Origin of the sequence: Streptomyces sp. Ag109_G2-15, from assembly GCF_900215565.1 — a bacterium.
GTDB classification, from domain to species: domain Bacteria; phylum Actinomycetota; class Actinomycetes; order Streptomycetales; family Streptomycetaceae; genus Streptomyces; species Streptomyces diastatochromogenes.
Window position 1 is genome coordinate 1,401,976 of record NZ_OCNI01000002.1, and the last position, 17,654, is coordinate 1,419,629.

General features: G+C 68.9%; 17 protein-coding genes. 11 read left to right on the plus strand and 6 right to left on the minus strand.

Annotation, left to right across the window (positions count from 1 at the left end; all coding sequences use genetic code 11):
• The first annotated feature begins 31 nt into the window (after positions 1 to 31).
• Positions 32 to 937 carry a LysR family transcriptional regulator gene (locus CRP49_RS42655; RefSeq protein WP_097258713.1) on the plus strand — a complete coding sequence of 302 codons (906 nt, stop codon included), beginning with the start codon at positions 32 to 34 and terminating at the stop codon, positions 935 to 937.
• A 283-nt stretch (positions 938 to 1,220) separates the two neighbouring features.
• On the opposite strand, the gene CRP49_RS49475 is transcribed toward CRP49_RS42655, so the two are convergent.
• Positions 1,221 to 1,691 (minus strand): amidohydrolase family protein, encoded by a 471-nt coding sequence (locus CRP49_RS49475; RefSeq protein WP_107424537.1) that lies wholly within the window; start codon positions 1,689 to 1,691, stop codon positions 1,221 to 1,223.
• Between the two features lie 223 nt (positions 1,692 to 1,914).
• Positions 1,915 to 2,601 (minus strand): TetR/AcrR family transcriptional regulator, encoded by a 687-nt coding sequence (locus tag CRP49_RS42665; RefSeq protein ID WP_097258714.1) that lies wholly within the window; start codon positions 2,599 to 2,601, stop codon positions 1,915 to 1,917.
• 160 nt (positions 2,602 to 2,761) lie between these two features.
• Here CRP49_RS42665 and CRP49_RS42670 point away from each other — a divergent pair, with 160 nt between their 5' ends.
• From CRP49_RS42670 to CRP49_RS42700, 7 genes are all read left to right on the plus strand, one after another.
• A complete protein-coding gene (locus tag CRP49_RS42670) occupies positions 2,762 to 3,967 on the plus strand; it encodes a cytochrome P450 (RefSeq protein WP_097258715.1) in 1,206 nt (401 codons plus the stop codon).
• A 49-nt stretch (positions 3,968 to 4,016) separates the two neighbouring features.
• The gene (locus CRP49_RS42675) at positions 4,017 to 4,214 is read left to right on the plus strand and encodes a ferredoxin (RefSeq protein ID WP_030944786.1); all 198 of its coding nucleotides are present in this window, start codon (positions 4,017 to 4,019) and stop codon (positions 4,212 to 4,214) included.
• Positions 4,211 to 5,434, plus strand: coding sequence for an NAD(P)/FAD-dependent oxidoreductase (locus CRP49_RS42680; protein WP_097258716.1), 1,224 nt, complete (start codon positions 4,211 to 4,213; stop codon positions 5,432 to 5,434). The genes CRP49_RS42675 and CRP49_RS42680 overlap by 4 nt, the downstream gene beginning before the upstream one ends.
• Positions 5,431 to 6,336, plus strand: a complete 906-nt coding sequence (locus CRP49_RS42685; protein ID WP_306459805.1) for an SDR family NAD(P)-dependent oxidoreductase — start codon at positions 5,431 to 5,433, stop codon at positions 6,334 to 6,336. Before CRP49_RS42680 ends, CRP49_RS42685 begins: the two co-directional genes overlap by 4 nt.
• A gap of 56 nt (positions 6,337 to 6,392) precedes the next feature.
• Positions 6,393 to 7,370: a zinc-binding alcohol dehydrogenase family protein gene (locus CRP49_RS42690; RefSeq protein ID WP_079658445.1), complete on the plus strand. Its 978-nt coding sequence runs from the start codon at positions 6,393 to 6,395 to the stop codon at positions 7,368 to 7,370.
• Positions 7,371 to 7,457: 87 nt separating this feature from the next.
• A complete protein-coding gene (locus tag CRP49_RS42695; protein ID WP_097258717.1) occupies positions 7,458 to 7,904 on the plus strand; it encodes an SRPBCC family protein in 447 nt (148 codons plus the stop codon).
• Positions 7,901 to 8,110: a hypothetical protein gene (locus CRP49_RS42700; protein ID WP_097258718.1), complete on the plus strand. Its 210-nt coding sequence runs from the start codon at positions 7,901 to 7,903 to the stop codon at positions 8,108 to 8,110. Before CRP49_RS42695 ends, CRP49_RS42700 begins: the two co-directional genes overlap by 4 nt.
• Here CRP49_RS42700 and CRP49_RS49480 read toward each other — a convergent pair.
• The 3 genes from CRP49_RS49480 to CRP49_RS42715 form a co-directional block, all read right to left on the minus strand.
• Positions 8,103 to 9,056: an integrase core domain-containing protein gene (locus CRP49_RS49480; protein ID WP_097258719.1), complete on the minus strand. Its 954-nt coding sequence runs from the start codon at positions 9,054 to 9,056 to the stop codon at positions 8,103 to 8,105. The genes CRP49_RS42700 and CRP49_RS49480 overlap by 8 nt on opposite strands.
• 104 nt (positions 9,057 to 9,160) lie before the next feature.
• On the minus strand, positions 9,161 to 9,601 hold the full coding sequence (locus tag CRP49_RS48705) for an RICIN domain-containing protein (RefSeq protein ID WP_097258720.1): 441 nt from the start codon (positions 9,599 to 9,601) through the stop codon (positions 9,161 to 9,163).
• A 97-nt stretch (positions 9,602 to 9,698) separates the two neighbouring features.
• On the minus strand, positions 9,699 to 12,866 hold the full coding sequence (locus CRP49_RS42715; RefSeq protein ID WP_101418915.1) for a DUF1349 domain-containing protein: 3,168 nt from the start codon (positions 12,864 to 12,866) through the stop codon (positions 9,699 to 9,701).
• A 169-nt stretch (positions 12,867 to 13,035) separates the two neighbouring features.
• On the opposite strand from CRP49_RS42715, the gene CRP49_RS42720 reads away from it, so the two are divergent.
• Complete coding sequence (locus CRP49_RS42720) at positions 13,036 to 13,809, plus strand: FadR/GntR family transcriptional regulator (RefSeq protein WP_179852033.1); 774 nt, start codon at positions 13,036 to 13,038, stop codon at positions 13,807 to 13,809.
• Positions 13,810 to 14,300: 491 nt separating this feature from the next.
• On the opposite strand, the gene CRP49_RS42725 is transcribed toward CRP49_RS42720, so the two are convergent.
• Positions 14,301 to 15,059, minus strand: coding sequence for a FadR/GntR family transcriptional regulator (locus CRP49_RS42725; protein ID WP_030944761.1), 759 nt, complete (start codon positions 15,057 to 15,059; stop codon positions 14,301 to 14,303).
• A 308-nt stretch (positions 15,060 to 15,367) separates the two neighbouring features.
• Between CRP49_RS42725 and CRP49_RS42730 the strand changes: the two genes are divergently transcribed.
• Entirely contained in the window at positions 15,368 to 16,732 is a 1,365-nt protein-coding gene (locus tag CRP49_RS42730; RefSeq protein WP_097258723.1) for an ABC transporter substrate-binding protein, read from the plus strand.
• Entirely contained in the window at positions 16,729 to 17,643 is a 915-nt protein-coding gene (locus CRP49_RS42735) for a carbohydrate ABC transporter permease (RefSeq protein ID WP_097258724.1), read from the plus strand. The genes CRP49_RS42730 and CRP49_RS42735 overlap by 4 nt, the downstream gene beginning before the upstream one ends.
• Positions 17,644 to 17,654 lie beyond the last annotated feature (11 nt).

The following is a 17,654-nucleotide window of genomic DNA, read 5'->3' on the forward strand; positions in this document are numbered from 1 at the left end:
GCTGCTTTCATGAATGCTTAAGGCGGTCGGGATGAGCCTCGATGTACGCCGCATGCTGGTGCTGGCCGAGGTGGCTCGCCGGGGCTCCATCACGGCGGCCTCGATCGCCCTGAGCTATACGCCCTCGGCGGTGTCCCAGCAGATCAGCAGGCTGGAAGCGGAGGCCGGGCAGCCGCTGATCGCGCGGCACCCCCGGGGCGTCACGCTCACCGAGGCCGGCCGCACTCTGGTCGAGCATGCCGCACGGATCGATCGCCAGTTGCGAGCCGCACGCCGATCCCTCGATGACATCGCGGGCCTGCACAGCGGGACCTTGCACATCGGTACCTTCCCCACCATCGCCGCATCCCTGCTGCCCCGCGTCGTGCGCGCCTTTCGCACCCGGTACCCGCAGGTTGAGCTGGCCGTGCACAGCGACCGCAACGCCGGCCTGATGGACCTCCTGGAGAGCCGGGAGATCGAGCTGTCCTTGATGTGGGACTATCCGTGGCGGCGCCTGGACGAGACCAACCTCGATGTCACCCATCTGCTGGACGACCACACCTGCCTGGTCGTCGCCACCAGCCACCCGCTCACCGCCCGGCACTCCGCCGGTTTTGAGGAGCTGGCCGAGGAGAACTGGATCGTCCGGGGCGATCACCCGGTCGCCGAGCTGCTCACCCGTAGCTGCCGTGCCGCCGGCTTCGAGCCGAAGATCGCCTACCGGGCACACGACTACCAGGAAGCCCAGGCCATGGCGGCGGTCGGCCTGGGCATCACGCTCGCCCCCAGGTTCGCCCTGGCCAGCCTGCGGGACGACGTCACCACCATCGACCTGGGCCCCTCGGCCCCCGTTCGCCGCATCCTGCTCACCCGGCTGCGCGACACTCCACCGACACCGTCGGCCAAGGCCATCGCGGAACTGTTCATCGAGACCGCCGGGACACTGTGTTCATAGACAGGCGTTCCGCGGTGTGACTGCCGGCGATCGCCGCCGTCCCGCGGGGCGTGCCCAGGACCCGTGACCGCCGAGCCGCGCGAACGGACGCGGGCGTCGCCGTCGAGGCCTGCATGCCCTCCAGCGCCAGGCCGACCAGCGGGAGCTATCGCGGGATGGGCGGGGGTCGCCGTCGACGACGACGAGGTCGGCGAGGAGGCCTGGGCGCAGCGGCCCGTCAGGTCGCTCATACCGAGCAGGTCGGCGGCCGAGGACGTGGTGGTGGCCAGGACCTCGGCGGGACTCATACCGCCCTTCTCCATGAGGGCCAGTTCACCGAGGTATCTACCTCGACGACGAGGGAATCGAGCTGATGCTCGCCCACGGCACCTGGTTGGTGCCCACGCTGTCGGCGCCGCTCGCCGTGATCCGGCTCGCCGAGGCCGGAGGCAACATGCGCCGTCGCGTGCACCCCGGCGGCGCGGACCTCGGCCATCATCATGGCGAGTTCGTCGTCGCGGAAATGCGCGTGCCGGGGGTCGTCGCCGGGCGAGGCCACTCCCCCGGTGGTGCACACCTTGATCGCGTCGGCACCGGCCCGAAGGATCTCCCGCACGCGCAGTCCCTCGGCAACCTCGCCGCGTCCACCATCGCTGGCATCCTCTGGAGTGTGTTCTCCCCAGCAGCCGCATTCGGCTATCTGGCTGCCTGGATGCTCCTGGCCCTCGCCGGTCTCCTCCTCTCTCTTCGGCGCTGATCGCGGAGCATTCCGCACGTTCTGATAGCCCGGGTTACCGACAGGGTCGCAGTTCCGGTGTGTGGTCGAGGTGCGCGGTGGTCAGGACGACCTTGGAGCTGGTGCCGTACGCGGGCTGTCCGATGAGGTTGGGGCAGCGGCCGGTGTGGGTGCCGGATCGGTGAACGAACCCCCTGCTCGTGGTGCAGCGCCGGCCGATTCGAGCGGTAGCCGCGCTTCAGCGGCGTCCGGTGCGACGTTCTCAACTGCCTCGCTGGCTGTGTGCGGCGTCGAGCGTCGGGGTTGATGGCTGAGGGGCCGGTATGGGCAGCAGCCGGTGCAGCAATGACTGCTCCAGTTCGATCAGGATGTCTTCGCTGCTGGTGTGGTGACCTGGCAGGGTGTGCCAGAGGACCAGTTGGCCGTGCAGGGCGGTCCACAGGTGGATGCCGATGGTCTCCGCTTCCGGTCGACGGGCGGGCGCGATCGCCGCGAGATAGGTGTCCACGGCGTGGGTCCATGCCTGGAGCACGGTGCCGAGGGGGGTCTCGGCGGAGGGCTGACGCTCGGGTTCGTATTCCAGGCTGAACATCAGCCGGTACCGGCGGGGCTTGTCGATGGCGAATCTGCGGTAGGCGGCGGTGGTGGCCCCTATCCGCTCCCACGGGGCGGCGCCGGCCGCGGCGGCCGCTTCGCCGGCCGCGCCCATCGCTGCGGCCAGCGCCCGGTAGGCGGCGTCGAGCACGGTGGCGACCAGTTCGGTCTTGTCCTTGAAGTGCAGATAGACGCTGGGCGCGGAGATGCCGACCTCGCGGGCCACTCCTCGCAGGGAGAGCGCGTCCTCGCGTCCCGTCTCCTCCAGGATGCGGGTCGCCGCGTCGAGGATCTCCTGCCGTAGCCGTTCCCCCTCGCCCCGCACATTGGGCACCCGTCTGACCTGCTCCTTCATGGCCACCTCCTCGCTGTGTGCACCCTATCTGCCCGCCCGGCCCGCTACCCGTACGGCCGACGCCGCAAAGGGGGGAGCGGCTCCACACCCTTCGACTAACGGTGTTAGTCTACAGAGCAGAACACCTAACGCTGTTAGTTGATGGTGGAGAGGAACAGCTATGCCCTCGTCTGTGTCCGTCCCCGCGTTCGAACTCGCCCGGCCGAAGGACGCGCCTCTTGATCCTCCGCCCCTGTATGCCGAACTGCGGACGGAGCGCCCGGTCACCCGGGTCTCCCTGTGGGAGGGGCAACTCAGCCCGTGGCTCGTGACCCGCTGGGAGGACGCGCGGGCGGTGCTCGGCAGCCCGGCGTTCAGCTCCGACCCGTCCCGGCCCGGTGCGCCCAACTTCAAGCCAGGCACCCCGCAGCCCCGGCGCGGCTTCTTCCAGGGCCATGACGACCCCGTGCACGCCCTGATGCGGCGCACCCTGACCCGGGAGTTCATGGTCAAACGTATCGACGCGCTGCGTCCGGCCATCGCCCGTCTGACCGACGAGCTCCTCGGTGACCTCACGGGGCGGCCGGGCCCGGCCGATTTCGTGGAGCGCTTCGCGCTGCCGTTGCCCTCCCTGGTGATCTGCGAACTGCTGGGCGTGCCGTACGAGGACCACCCCTTTTTCCAGCGGCACTCGAAGGTCTTCGTCGACCTGACCGCCACGGCGGAGGAGACCACCCGTGCGCAGCAGGCACTGGCCACGTATCTGCTGGAACTCGTGCGGACCAAGCGCACGACGCCTGGCGACGACCTGGTCACCCGGCTCGCCGAGCAGGTCGACGCCGGTGTCATCACCGAGCAGGACGCGGCCGACCTGAGCTCCTTCCTGCTGTTCGCCGGGCACGAGACGACGGCGAACATGATCGCGCTGAGCACCATCACCCTGCTGCACCATCCCGAGCAGATCCCGTACGTGCTCGGCGAACAGGACCAGGTGGCAGACGCGGTCGAGGAGTTGCTGCGCCACATCTCGATCGTGCACGGCGGACTGCGCCGTACGGCCGTGGAGGACGTCACCATCGGCGGCGTCACCATCCGCGCCGGCGAGGGTGTGATCATCCCGGTCGGAGTCGCCAACCGCGACCCGGAGATCTTCGCCGCCCCCGACGACCTCGACCTGGAACGCGCCGACGCCCGCCGGCACCTGGCCTTCGGCTACGGCATCCACCAGTGCCTCGGCCAGCCGCTGGCCCGCGCCGAACTCCAGATAGTCCTGCCGGAACTCTTCCGCCGGCTCCCCGGCCTGAAGGTCGCCGTGCCGATGGAGGACATCGCTTTCAAGCGGGATTCCATCGTCTACGGCGTCCACGAACTGCCCGTCACCTGGTGACCCGCACCCGCTTACCCACCCCACCGCCCCCCCACAGGGAAGAACCGTCATGCGTGTAGAAGTCGACGTTCCCAAGTGCGTCGCCTCGGGCCAGTGCGTCATGCTCGCCCCCGACGTCTTCGACCAGCGGGACGAGGACGGCATGGTCGTCCTCCTCGACGCCGCCCCGCCCGCCGAACTCCACGACGCCGTCCGTGAATCGGCCACCGTGTGCCCCGCGGCCGCCATCCGCCTGGGAGAGTCATGACCACGGGCACGGCCGGTGAGCCGGCCGGCGCACCGGGCCGCGTCGTCATCGCCGGCGCCTCCGCGGCCGGTCTCGCCGCCGCCGAAACCCTGCGCCGGTCGGGTCACACCGGCACCATCACGCTCATCGGCGACGAGGCCACCGCTCCCTACGACCGGCCGCCGCTGTCGAAGGAAATCCTCCGCGGCGCCTGGACACCGGACCGGCTGCCCTTGCGTACCGAGGCCGAACTCAACGCCCTCGGCCTGGACGCCCGTTACGGCCGCGAGGCCATCGGAGTGGACCTCGCCGCCCGGACGGTGCTGCTGTCCGACGGCAGCGAGGTGGCGTACGACGGACTGGTCGTGGCCACCGGAGTCCGCCCCCGGCGGATGCCCGGTACCCCGGCCCACACCCTGCGCACCCTGGACGACGCCCTCGCCCTCAAGGACCGCCTCGGCCCGGGCCGCAGCCTGGCCGTGGTCGGCGCCGGGTTCCTGGGCGCCGAGGCCGCGGCGGTGGCGGCCGCTTCGGGCACCCGTGTGACCCTCATCGAACCCGCGCCCGTCCCACTGGCTCACGCGGTCGGCGAGGACATCGGCCGCATCCTCGCCCAAGCCCACCTCGAGCACGGCGTGGACCTGCGCACCGGGACAGGGGTCACCGAGGTCGTCTCCGGCGGCGTACGGCTGGCCGACGGCAGCACGGTCGAGGCCGAGACGGTGCTGGTGGCCGTCGGCTCCCGGCCCAACACCGAGTGGCTGACCGGCAGCGGCCTCGCCCTCGACGACGGACTGGTCTGCGACGAGTTCTGTGCCGCCGCACCCGGCGTGTACGGCGCGGGCGACGTGGCCCGCTGGCACAACCCGCTCTTCGACACCTCGATGCGCGTCGAGCACCGCACCAACGCCACCGAACAGGGCATGGCCGCCGCCCGCAACCTCCTGGGCGCCCGGCGGCCCTTCGCGCCCGTCCCTTATTTCTGGTCCGACCAGTACGACATGAAGATCCGTGCCTACGGCTACCTGCGCGGTCACGACGAGGTACGGATAGTCGAAGGCAGCCTGGCGGAAAGCAAGTTCACCGCGGTCTACCGCTTTGGCGACCGGCTCACCGGTGTCCTGGCCGTCGGCATGCCACCCAGGCGCATCCGTGGCTGGCAGCAGGCCATAGCTGCCCGCACCCCGTGGCGCGACGCCCTCTCGAACCCCCCGTCCGTCCCGGAAGGAGCGGCGGCATGAGCGGCACCACCGGCCCGGAAGGGTTCGACGCCGCCGGCGCCGACGGGATCCCGAAACAAGAACAGGAGACACACATGACCGAGAAGGTCTGGTTCATGACCGGTTGCTCACGCGGCTTCGGCCGGCTGTGGGCGGAGGCCGCGCTGCAGCGGGGCGACAAGGTCGCCGCGACCGCGCGCGACGAGAGCAGGCTCAAGTCGCTGGCCGCGGCGTACCCCGACTCCTTGCTGGTCCTGCCGCTGGACGTCACCCGGCGCGGCGCCGTGTTCGACGCCGTGGCCGCCGCCCACGACCACTTCGGGCGGCTCGACGTGATCGTCAACAACGCCGGTCACGGCCTGCGCGGTGCCGTCGAGGAGGTCCAGGAGGCCGATGTCCGGGAGCTGCTCGACACCAACCTGCTCGGGGCGCTCTGGGTGACGCAGGCGGCGCTTCCCTTCCTGCGCGCGCAGGGAGGCGGCCACATCCTGGCGGTGTCCAGCCAGGGCGGACTGATGGGCGAGGCGACCCTCGGTCTGTACAACGCCTCCAAGTGGGCGCTGGAAGGGATGATGGAGGCCCTGTCGAAGGAAGTCGCCCACCTCGGCATCAAGGTCACCATCATCGAACCCGGGCCCTACGCCACCGAGTTCGCGTCCCCCGCCTCCCTCAAGGCGTCACCCGAGAACCCCGCCTACGACGAAGCCCGCCAGGCCCTGTACGCGGACTTCGACCCCGCGGCCGTCGGCGACCCCGCCGCCACGCCGCCGGCCGTGCTGGCGGCGGTCGACGCCGCCGAGCCCCCGCTCCGGCTGATTCTGGGCAAGTCGGCCCTGCCCAAGGTCCGCAGCCACTACGACGCGCGCCTGTCCACCTGGGACGCATGGGCCGCCGTCTCCGAGGCCGCCCACGGCCACCCGTAATTGACCGACACGGCATTCGCCGCAGGGCGTTGCCCCCCCAAGAAAGGCGCTGAAGAGTGAAGGCAGCTGTCTATCGCCGCAACGGCGGCCCCGAAGTGCTCAGTTACGAGGATGTGCCGGACCCCGTCCCCGGCACCGACGAGGTTCTGATCAGGACGGAGGCCATCAGCATCGAGGGCGGCGACCTGATGTGCCGTCTCCTTATACCCCCTCCGGCGGACGGGTTCGTCCTCGGTTACAGCAGTGCCGGTGAGGTCGTGGCGGTGGGCTCCGCGGTCACGGGCTTGGAGGTCGGCCAGAAGGTCTGCGCTTTCGGGCAGGCCCATGGACTGCCGGCCGGTTCCCATGCCGAACTGCGCGTCGTACGCCCGGAGCACTGCTGGGTGCTGCCGGACGGTTTCGATCCGAAGGCGGCGGCCTTGGTGCCGGTCACCTTCTCGACCGCCTACGAGGCGCTGTTCGAGCGCGGCCGTCTCACGAGCGGCGACACCGTGCTGGTGCAAGGGGCGGCCAGCGGGGTCGGGCTGGCGGCGATGCAGCTCGCCAAGAAGGCGGGTGCCCGCGTGATCGGGAGCGCGTCGAACCCGGCGCGGTTCGAGGAGCTGCGTCGTTACGGCCTCGACGAGGGAATCGACTACCGAGGCGAGAACGTCCGTGACCGTGTCCTGGCTCTGACCGGCGGGCGTGGTGTCGACCTGGCCGTCGACTGCGTGGGCGGTTCGCTGCTCCAGCAGCTGATCGAGGCCACCCGTCACGGCGGGCACATCGTCCCGCTGGGCACGGCTTCCCGCGAAGAGAGCACGGTCGACGTCGTGAGCCTGATCCGCAGCAACACGACGCTCCACGGCGTAGGGCTCGCCTCACTGCTCCATGAGGCCCGGGTCCACGCATACATGGCGGACCTCATCCGCCGCATCGCGGACGGCGAACTGGAAGCCGTGATCGACCGCGTCTTCCCCCTGGCCGACGCCGCGGCCGCGCACCACCACGCCGAGCAGCGCGGCCGCATCGGCCGGGTCGTGATGGTGCCCTGACGTTCCCGGCGAGCACCAGCCGCACCAACCCGGGCCGGCGATGGCCCGCACTGCAGCAGACGATCAGAAGAGAGAAGGAGAAACACCATGACCTTGCTCATGGAAGTTCGCTACGAAGAAGCCGGCGTGAGCTCGGTGACGGTCGATGTCGTCGTCGATGCCAGCGCGGAGTTCGCGTGGGATGCCGTGCGCGATGTCTATGCGGTGGACACCCGGCTCATCCCGGGATTCGCGCTCCACGTGGAAAAGGGACCGGACAGCAGGACGGTGACGTTCGCCGATGACATGAAGATCACCGAGCGCATCGTCGGAGTCGACGATGGCGCCCGAAAGCTCACCTACCAAGCGACCGAGGGCGGTCCGCTGACACACCACCTGGGGTCACAGACCGTGCGGGAGGACGAGGAGGGAGTCCATCTCGTCTGGACGACCGAGTTCGCGCCCGCGTCGGTCGTCGACTACGCCACCAGCACCATGCGGACCACCGTGGCACTCATGAAAAAGACGATCGAAACGGCGTTCGCCGATCGGTGAGACCCCTCCTGACCACCTCCGGGCAGGCCGCCCGGCCGATGATGCGCGCCGTGGAGTACGGCGGGTACGGCGGTCCCCAGGGGCTGGAGATTCGCGTAGTCGCGCGGCCGCAGCCGGGCGCCGGCGAGTTGCTCGTCCGCGTCCACGGCACGAGCGTCAACCCGGTCGATGTGTCGATCCGGTCCGGTGGCATGAGGATCATGTAGGGCCGCAGCTTCCCCAAACGGACCTGCCGGGATCTTCACCGGGGAGGTGGTCGCCCTCGGCGGCGGCGTGACCGACCTGACGCACGGACAACGGGTGTGGAGGTTCTTCCTCACCGACGTGCCTAGCCGTGTCGGGGCCGCCGCCGAGTTCATCACCGTGAAGGCATCGACCGTCAGCCTGGCCCCGGGCAAAGCGGACCTGGCCGAGGCGGCGGCGCTGACGAGTGTCGGTGTCGCCGCGCCGCACGCCTTGCGTGACGTGTTGCGGCTCGCCCCGGGCGACAATCTGCTGATTGCCGGGCGCGTGGTGGTGCGGGCGGCCCCGCCATTCAGTTGGGTGTCGCCATGGGTGCCGGTCACCGCCGTGGCCGGCACCGCCAATCACACCTTCTGTCGTGATCTCGGGGCTTCCCGTACGGTGTGGCCGCTCGTGGTTGTAGTAGTTCACAAACTCGGCGAGCGTGACGCGGCGTTCGTGTCCGGACGTGTAGTCGCGCACGTACGCCCACTCGCGGGCGAGTGTCCCGTTATAGCGCTCTACTTTCCCGTTCGTGCGCGGGGTGTAGGGCCGGGTCCGCTTGTGCGTCGTACCGGTCGCGGCGAGCGCGTTGGCCCAGGTCGTGGACCGGTGGCACGACCCGTTGTCGGTGAGGTAACGGCGGATCGAGGTGATGCCGTGGGCGGCGACGAAGGCAGCGGCGCGGTGCCAGAAGGCGACCGCGGTGACGGCCTCTCGTCGTCCAGGGCCTCGGTGCAGGCGAGCCGGTCCCCCTGGCCGTGCATCCGCCACCCACCGCCGACGGGGGTGCGACCGAGCTTCTTGATGTCTACGTGGATCAAGTCGCCAATGCGTTCGTGTTCGTAGCGGATGACTTTGCGCAGTTGCTCGCCAGTGGGCGGGGATCGATGTCGCGCAGCCGGCTGAGTCCCCGCAGAACGAGGACACGGTGCACGGTGGCCGCTACGACAAAAAGCCTGAAAGCTACCAGGCCGGACTCGAATTATGCGCCGGCCTCCTCTGTGATCCGACACAGCGGATCACAGCCTTGATCACAACTCCATACAGGCCCTGGTCGAGGAACTTCTGGGTACGCCGGTGAAGTCGGTGCGGATCAGGGTGCGCCGGCCGCGCCGGAACTTCCTCGGCAGCTGCTCCAGGGTCCTCGCCGACAAGGTCGCCGCCGGCCAGACCGCCGTGGTCGCTGCTGCGTGTCGCTGCCGTCCCAGGCCTCCTGCCGGACAGGGTCGCCGTTGGTGGTGGAGCCCCAGCCGTCGGCGACCATGCCATTGATGGGTCCAGTTGCAGATGAGGTACCCGCCGGTGGTCGGCTGGAAGGGCCACAGCTGGTTGTTGCCGCCGGCGAAGGAGTGCCGCTGAATCGAAGTCCCCCTCCGGTGACTGAAGCCGTTGATGTCGAGGACCTTGCCGCTGTTCCTGTTCACGATCTTGTAGAGCTGCCCGCCGGCCGGGACGATGCCGGTCCCGGTCAGCGCGACGTCTGCGTCACATCCTAGGCGTGGCCCAGGACCGCCAGGCGACGCTGAGCCTGGCGGTCCTGTGGCAGTCCCGGGTGCCCCTTCCGCTTCGTCAGCTGATGGAGAACTGGCTGAAGCTCGCGGTGCCGGGTGTCGGGGCGTGGGCCGTGAAGAACGTGCCCGCGTCCAGGCTGCTGTTCGCTCCGGTCAGTGTGGCCGTGCCGACGGTGGTCCAGGCGGTGCCGTCGGTGGAGTAGGAACCGGTGATCGACGTACCGCTCCTGACCAGCCGGAGCCAGACGGGGGCGGAGCGGCCGGTCTTGGTGGTGATCTTGTCGACGTAGCCGTCGCTGTCGGAGTCCCACTCCAGGCTGACGCCGTTGCCGGGAGTGACGGCGAGGGAGGCGTACCCGGTGGACGAGCCGGCTGCGGCGATGCTGTTGCGCAGCATCAGCCCGGCCTTGCCCCAGGCGTTGGTGTTGTCCTGGCTGTCGACGTGGACGGTGACCGTGGAGGAGGTCCCCGCGGCGGCCGGCTGGTAGGCCGCGGAGTACTCGTCGTCGTGCAGCGCGGTCGTTTCCCAGGTGTCGATACCCGCGCTGGTCAGGGAGGTCACTCCCTGGCTCTGGCCCACCGCGGCCGGGATGGAGCTGTAGGCACGCCAGGGCGAGGTGACGATCTGGAGTTTGCTGAAGGTCGCGCTGCCGGGTGTGGTGCTGTGGGCGGTGTGGATGACTCCGGCGTCCTGGGTGGCGGCCATGGACGGCAGGGTCACCGCCGAGCCGATCTGGGTGAAGGTGGATCCGTCGGTGGAGTAGGAGCCGGACACCTGGGTGGCGGTGCGGGTGAGCCGCACCCAGACCGGTGCCTTGACCGAGGTGGCCGTGGAGGTCAGCTGGTCGAGGTAGCCGTCGCCGTTGGAGTCCCACTGGAAGCTGACGCCGTTGGCCGGGGTCACCACCACGGTCGCGTAGCCGGGTGAGGAGCCGCTGCCGGTGAGGTTGTTGCGCAGCACGACTCCGGCCTTGGCCCAGCCGTTGGTGTTGTCGACGTTGTCGACCCGGGCGGTCACCGAGGTGCCGTTGACGGCGGCGCCTGCCTGGTAGACGGTGCCGTAGGTGTCGTCGTGCTGGCCGCCCGCGCCCCAGATGTCCGTGCCCGCGTCGGTGACGGTGAAGAAGCCGCCGGTCTGTCCGGTGGCGGCGGGGGTGGAGGAGTAGGCGCTGTAGGGGCCGGTGACGGCGCCGGTGGTCAGCGGCCGGTACTGCGGCTCGATGCCGGCGTTGTTCATGACGGTCTGCGCGCCGGACGGCCAGTTGCCGTCGGTGACGACGACGGTGCCGCTGACCGTGTCACCGTGGCCGTCGGTGCTGCTGATGTTGGCGTTGTCGTTGTTTGTCCAGTTGTCGGTGGCGGTCAGGGCGCCGGTGTTGTGGGTTGAGCTGACGTGGGCGAAGAGCCACTGGTTGGTGTAGCGCACGACGTTGTTGGTGTCGGTGAAGTTCCGGGAGCCTTCGTCGTGGTAAAGGCCGTAGTAGTTGTTGGTGTTGTGGCAGTAGTTCCCCGTGATCGTGCTGCCGGGCGAGGCCGACAGGGTGTACACGCAGCCGCCGTCGGCCATCTGCTGCATGATGTCGTGGATGTGGTTGCCCGTGACGGTGTTGTTCTGGGCCGTGGTGGGCGTCGAGTAGACGGGCTGGTAGTCGTACAGGCCCCGGTTCGCGTAGTCCGGGCTGCCGCCCGGGTCGTTGACGCCCCAGCCGTAGCCGATGGCGAGGCCCGAGTAGGGCAGGTTGTACACCTCGTTGTGCGAGACGCTCGCGCCGTTGACGTACGTGACCAGGAGGCCCGTCATGTCGCGGTAGTCGATCGCCACGTCGTGGATGACGTTGTCGTTCAGGGTGATGTTCTTGTTGGTCATCCGGCTGTCACTGGGGTGGTGCGCGTCCGCCTGGAGCCCGCCGACGACGATGCCGCCGCCCGCGTCCTGGGTGAAGACGTTCCCGGTGGCGGTGATGGTGTCGGCACCGAGTCCGACGCCGGTGGCGTGGGCGTTGGCGTCCTGGCCGATGCCGAGGGCGAGCTGCCCGAGGTTGGCGAACCGGTTGCCGGTGAAGGTGATGTGGTCGGCGGCCGAGACCTGGACGGCGGCCGGCATCTGGTTCCAGTGCGGGCGGGTCGCCTCGAACAACTTGCAGCCGTTACCGTTGCAGGAGGTCAGCCAGTCCGACGGGACGGACCAGGTGCCGGCCAGGTAGGTCCCGGTCTGCTGGGCGGAGTACCCGTTGCTGCCGCTCGGCCCCGTCCAGCTGGTGCCCGAGAACTGCAGCCCGGAGAACGTGATGTGGGTGGCAGGAGAGGCATAGCTTCCCCCGACGTCGACGAGCGAGTCGAGCTTCGGCACCTCGACGTCCGCGGTGCTCATGCTCTGCCCCGGCAGCGGCTTGTAGTACAGGGTGCCGGTGTTGGTGTCGAGGTACCACTCACCGGCGGTGTCGAGGAACTCGTAGGCGTTCTCGATGTAGAGCGGGCCGACCCGGAGCGGGTGGGACAGGGTGTCCCAGCCGAACGTGTTGTTGGTCCATGAGGGCTCGGTCATGGTGATGGTGCCGTTGCTGATGCCGGACACCGGGGCGTAGCGGTCGGTCCAGGACCCTATGCCGTGGATCTCGGTCCGGCCGGGGTTCGCAAGGCTGTTGAGGTAGCTCAGCGAGCTGTTGGTGAACGTGTAGCCGCTCGTGGTCACGGTCAGGTCCGAGCGGTTGACCGTGGAGCGGGCCCGCTGCGCCAGGACGCCGTCGACGTATAGCTGCCGGGTGTCGAACCCGGTTCCGACGTCCGCCTTCCAGATGTTCTTCGCCGAGTCCTGCAAGGTCCAGCCCGTCGCCCGCTGCGCGCCGGTGATGACGGGATGCGCGCCCAGCGCGGCCTTCCAGATCACCGTGTGGCCGCCGGTGCCGGAGTCGGCGGCACTGAAGGCGAGCGGAGCGGAGAGTCGGTAGGTGCCGTCCGCCAACTGCACGACGATGTCGCCGGTCATGCCGGCGTTGACCGCACGCACCGAGGTCTGCGCCTGGGTGATCGAACACGGCTGGCTCACGGAGCAAGCGGTGCCCGTGCCGTTCGGCGCCGCGTAGAGCGTCGTCATGGTCGCGGCCTGCGCCGTTCCGGCGGACGCGACTGCGGAGAGCAGGGCGCCGACGAGCGCCGTCGCCGCGGCCGCGGCACGTATCCGCAGCCCGGGGCGGTGTGAGGGAATCGTTCTTCGGAGTGACAGCACGAGGGCTCCTTCGGTGATGCGACACCGTGCCTGGTCCCATCCCGGTCGCGACCCGGCGGACTTCGGCCATGTTTCACCGGCGTGTCGCCGGGCGGACGAACTTCATCATACGAATGACATAATCCACAAGGTGTATGCTGTGGCATTTACTGATCACGAGGAGCCGCACGTGGCCCGTACCCCGGCGAATCGTCAACGACTGGCGTCTGCACCCTCGGAGGGGTCGCTGGGAGCCGTTCCCCGACGGCAGACCGGCCGGCTCAGCGACACCGTGGTCACCTATCTCGTCGACCGGATCGTGGGCGGGGCCTATCCGCCGGACTCCGCGCTGCCCATCGAGGCGGTGCTGTGCGAGGAGTTCGGCGTCAGTCGGACCGTCGTGCGCGAATCGGTGAAGGTACTCGAAGAAAAAGGGCTCGTCAGGGCCGCGCCCGGACGCGGCACACGAGTACGCGAGCAACAGGACTGGAATCTCCTGGACCCCATCGTCCTGGAGGCCCGGCTCCGCCACGACCGCACACTGACGACCCTCGACCAGCTGGTCAGTGTCCGGATCGCCCTGGAAGCCGAGATGGCCGCCGACGCGGCCGGCCGCATCACCGACCTCGAACTCGCCCAACTCGAGGAGCAGGTCACCGCGCTGCGGGAGGCACTGGACGACCCGGTGCGCTACGCCGAGGAAGACGCCGCCTTCCACGAGATGATCATGAGGGCTTCCGGGAATCTCCTGGGTCAGGCGATCATCCGCAGCGTTCACGGCAAGGCCCGCCTATCACGCCTCTACACCGGTCACTCGACCCGCGACGGCTTGACCATGTCACTGGGCGAGCACGTGGCCATACTCGAACTGCTCCGCCATCGTGACGCCGACGGAGCCGCCCGCGCGATGCGCGAGCACATCGCCCGGGCATGGGCGAGCCGCCGACCGACCCCGCAGCCCTGACGGCACCGACGGGCCCCACGCCCGCCCGCACCAGCACGTTGGATACATCCGGTCACGCCGCCGACCGACCCCTACACGGCGGCGTCAGCCCGCGCGAGTACCGCAAAGACCACTGCACTCCTCCACAGGCCCGCCTCACAAACCTCACGGTGGCAGGTGCAGACGGCAAGACGGCGTGCCGCGTTCTCGTCGTCCTCAAGGTTTCGTCCCCGTAGGGCCCAAATCGTCGCAGGCGGGCCACCGAAGCCCCCTCTCCCAGAGGGTGCGTCGCGGCCCGCAGGCCCCCCACTCTCACTTTGTACGACGGCAGCAGCGGGCACTGACTCAAGATCGGCCTCGGCTCGACCCGCTCGCTGACCACTGCTGGATGCCTGCGACGCCTCGACCACCGAAGCGCCATGCTCATCGAGTGGCCGGTCGCCGGTGGCGCCGGTCAGGACCGGCGACTCCTCACCCTGTGACAGCCCCTCCGGCACGTGCCGGCACAACGGTCAGCCGAACAGGCGGCGCTGGATCTCCCGTCGGTAGTCTTCCAGCGTCCGGTCGAGGTGTACGGCCGTGGCCGCGGCGGCCTCGTCGGGTCGGCCGTCGCGAATGGCGCGGTAGATCGTCTCGTGCTCCTCGACCGCGGCCGCGGTGCCCTCGCCGATGGTGTCGTGGACGATCGCGCTGGACTGGCGCTGCAGCTGGCGGGCCTCACGCACCGCGCTGCCGAGGAACGGGTTGTGCGAAGCCGCGGCCACGGCGGCGTGGAAGTCGTCGTCCGCCTGGTTGAAGACGTCGACCTCACCGTGGACGTACCCGTGCCGGCACTGCTGCATGGCGACCTCGATGGTGCGCAGTTCGGCGGGCGTGGCCCGGGTGGCCGCGAGCTTGGCGGCAACCGTTTCCTGAACCCCGCGGAACTCGAACAGCATGAGCACGTGATCGAGGTCCACGGGCCGGAAGAAGCCGGCCCAGCGGCTGGTGATCAGCATGCCGTCCTCGTCCGCGACGAACAGTCCGCGCCCCTTGTGCACCCGGACCCGGCCGAGGGCCGAGAGGATCTTCACGGCATCTCGGACAACCCCCCGGCTGGTGCCCAGCTGCAGGGCCAGGTCCTTCTCCGTGGGGATCCGGTCGCCGGGAAGCAGGCGCGACTCGGCGATGAACTCGAGGATCCGCTCCGCCACGACCTCGTAACCGGGCCGGTAGTCGCGCCGCTCGTCCGCGCCGTTCACCTCTGCCGCCACGACGGGCGTGTCCTTCATGTGTCCTGCCTCCGGGTGGCTGCGACGACGGTGACTGATCAACCTTAAACCGCGTTCATCCTACCCCAGACACTCTAATAAGTCGGACTCATTTGGCGCTCCTGATCATCAGTCTGCATGCAAATTATGGCCTTTAGTGCCGTTTTAGCTGCGTATATGACTCGCAGTAGTCACCTTGACATGCACGCCGAATCTCAAGAAAAGACCTACTCACCCCTTGACTCGCCCGTCGATATCGCGGCTAATTTCTTTCCTCGGCGGTACGACAGAGCCGTCAGTAGCCGCAAGCAAACCCAGTGGAGTCGCTCATGTCCGTCTACAAGCCTTCGGCCGCCCAGGAGACAGGGACCAGCAGGAGACGTATCTCGCTGCTGGCCGGCTGTGCCGCCACCGTGCTGCTCACCGTGGCCGCCTGCGGCAGTGGTGGCGGCGCCGGTACGACCACCAAGGACGGCTTCGCCCAGGCGCCGCAGAAGGACGGGGCGTTGACCGTCTGGGTGGACGCGACCCGGATGGACGCCGCGAAGCAGTACCAGGCGTCGCACCCGGACGTGAAGATGAACATCGTCAGCTACGACGGCGACGCCAACGGCTCGAACTACCTCCAGACCAAGGTCCAGCTCTTCAACCGCACCGGCAAGGGGTGGCCCGACGTCGTCTTCAGCTCCCAGAACAACGAGGTGACCTGGGCGGTCGACGCCGGCTTCGCCGCCCCGCTGAACAAGGGCCTGATCCCGGACGCGACCCTCGGCGGGTTCGCGAAGGGTGCCAACGACGTCTGCACGGTCGACGGCACCATGTACTGCCTGCGCAACGACCTCTCCCAGGCCGTGCTCTGGTACAACGCCCCGCTGATGAAGAAGTTCGGCTACACGGTGCCGACGACCTGGGAGGAATACCAGCGGATCGGCGAGAAGGTCGCCAAGAAGCACCCCGGCTACCTCGTGGGCGACGCGGGCGACTCCTTCACCCCCGAGATCTACCTGTGGGCGAGCAAGTGCGGCGCCAACCACATCACCGGCCCCAAGTCCGCGTCGGTCAACACCGCCAGCGAGGCCTGCACCAAGATGGCCAAGCTCATGGACGTGCTGATCAAGAACAAGTCCATGTCCATCAGCGGCGTCTTCAGCACCGACTTCGCCAAGAACAAGGCCGACAAGGTACTGCTCATGCCCGGCCCGGCCTGGTACGGCGGCGCTCTGTTCCAGGGCACCTTCAAGACCCCGGCCAAGCAGATCGCGGTGGCGCCCATGCCGCAGTGGCAGGGTGAGACCTCGCCGTCCACCGGCAACGTCGGCGGCGGCACCTGGCTGCTGTCCCAGCACTCCGAGCACATCAAGGCGGCCACCGACTTCCTGAAGTGGGTCACCACCGACAACGCCTACCAGGGCGAGAAGGCCCCCGGCTTCCCGGCGTACGCGCCCGCCGCCGAGAACTGGCTGAAGGCACAGGCCGCCTCCGGCTACTTCGTCGGCGACCTCACACCTCTCAAGGACGCCTCCTCGCAGGTGTGGTCGGACTGGGGGTCGGGCCAGTTCAGCCAGGAGGCGATCTGGGCCGCCACCGTCAAGCCCGGCCTGACACAGGGCAAGAGCATCGAATCGCTGCTGCCCGCCTGGCAGGACTCGATCGTCAAGTACGCCAAGGCCGACGGATACAAGGTCTCCCGGTGACGCTCACGCCCTCCTCGGCCGGCTCCGTCCGGGGGCGCCCTCGCGGCACCTCCCGGCAAAGCCGGGCCGGCGTGGCATTCGTCGCCGGTTACGTACTGCTGCTGGTCGCCTTCGGCGTCCTTCCCACCTGCTACGCGATCTACTTCGCGTTCACGGACGCCGGAGGCGCCTTCACCGGCATCTCCAACTTCGTCACCACGGCACAGGACTTCCGATTCGTCGACTCCCTGAGCCACGTGGCCCTTTACCTGGTCTTCTGGCTGGTCTCACTCGTGGTGTTCGTGGTGGTCCTGGCGCTGCTCCTGCACAAGCTGTCCTTGGGGCCGCTCAGTCAGGCACTGCGCTTCCTCTACTACATCCCCGGCGCCCTCGCCGGCGCCGCGAGCGTCCTGGTGTGGCTGTTCATGCTCGACCCGACGGTCAGCCCGGTCAGCTCCCTGCTGGAGACGCTGGGCTTTCACACCTTCGGCGAGGTCATCGCCCCCGGCAACCTGGCCCTGCTGTTCACGATCATCGCGTTCTGGACCGGGGCGGGCGGCTGGATCGTCGTCATGTACGGCGCGCTCAACAACATCCCCAAGGACGTCATGGAGGCCGCGCGGATCGACGGCGCGAACGGCTGGCAGACCGCCTGGCGGGTGCAGATCCCCATGCTCCGCAAGTGGATCGTGTACATGGTGATCCTGGCCTTCGCGGGCGGCGCTCAGCTCTTCGTGGAGCCGCAGCTGCTGTCCCTGGCCAGTACGGGCGTGGCCGGACGCGACTACTCGCTCAATCAGCTCACCTACGACTTCGCCTTCCAGATGAACAACATCAACGGCGCGGCCGCCGTCTCGGTGGAGCTCCTGGTCGTCAGCGTGTCGGTCGCCGGTGTCTTCGTCGCACGATCGGGGTTCTTCGATGCCGACTGACACACGACCCA

Bases quoted from the DNA above. Each gene is read 5' to 3' on its own strand.
- CRP49_RS42665 (WP_097258714.1), bottom strand. From the start codon at position 2,601: ATGAAGGAGCAGGTCAGACGGGTGCCCAATGTGCGGGGCGAGGGGGAA.
- CRP49_RS42675 (WP_030944786.1), top strand. From the start codon at position 4,017: ATGCGTGTAGAAGTCGACGTTCCCAAGTGCGTCGCCTCGGGCCAGTGC.
- CRP49_RS42670 (WP_097258715.1), top strand. From the start codon at position 2,762: ATGCCCTCGTCTGTGTCCGTCCCCGCGTTCGAACTCGCCCGGCCGAAG.
- CRP49_RS42725 (WP_030944761.1), bottom strand. From the start codon at position 15,059: ATGAAGGACACGCCCGTCGTGGCGGCAGAGGTGAACGGCGCGGACGAG.
- CRP49_RS42685 (WP_306459805.1), top strand. From the start codon at position 5,431: ATGAGCGGCACCACCGGCCCGGAAGGGTTCGACGCCGCCGGCGCCGAC.
- CRP49_RS42730 (WP_097258723.1), top strand. From the start codon at position 15,368: ATGTCCGTCTACAAGCCTTCGGCCGCCCAGGAGACAGGGACCAGCAGG.
- CRP49_RS42655 (WP_097258713.1), top strand. From the start codon at position 32: ATGAGCCTCGATGTACGCCGCATGCTGGTGCTGGCCGAGGTGGCTCGC.
- CRP49_RS42680 (WP_097258716.1), top strand. From the start codon at position 4,211: ATGACCACGGGCACGGCCGGTGAGCCGGCCGGCGCACCGGGCCGCGTC.
- CRP49_RS42695 (WP_097258717.1), top strand. From the start codon at position 7,458: ATGACCTTGCTCATGGAAGTTCGCTACGAAGAAGCCGGCGTGAGCTCG.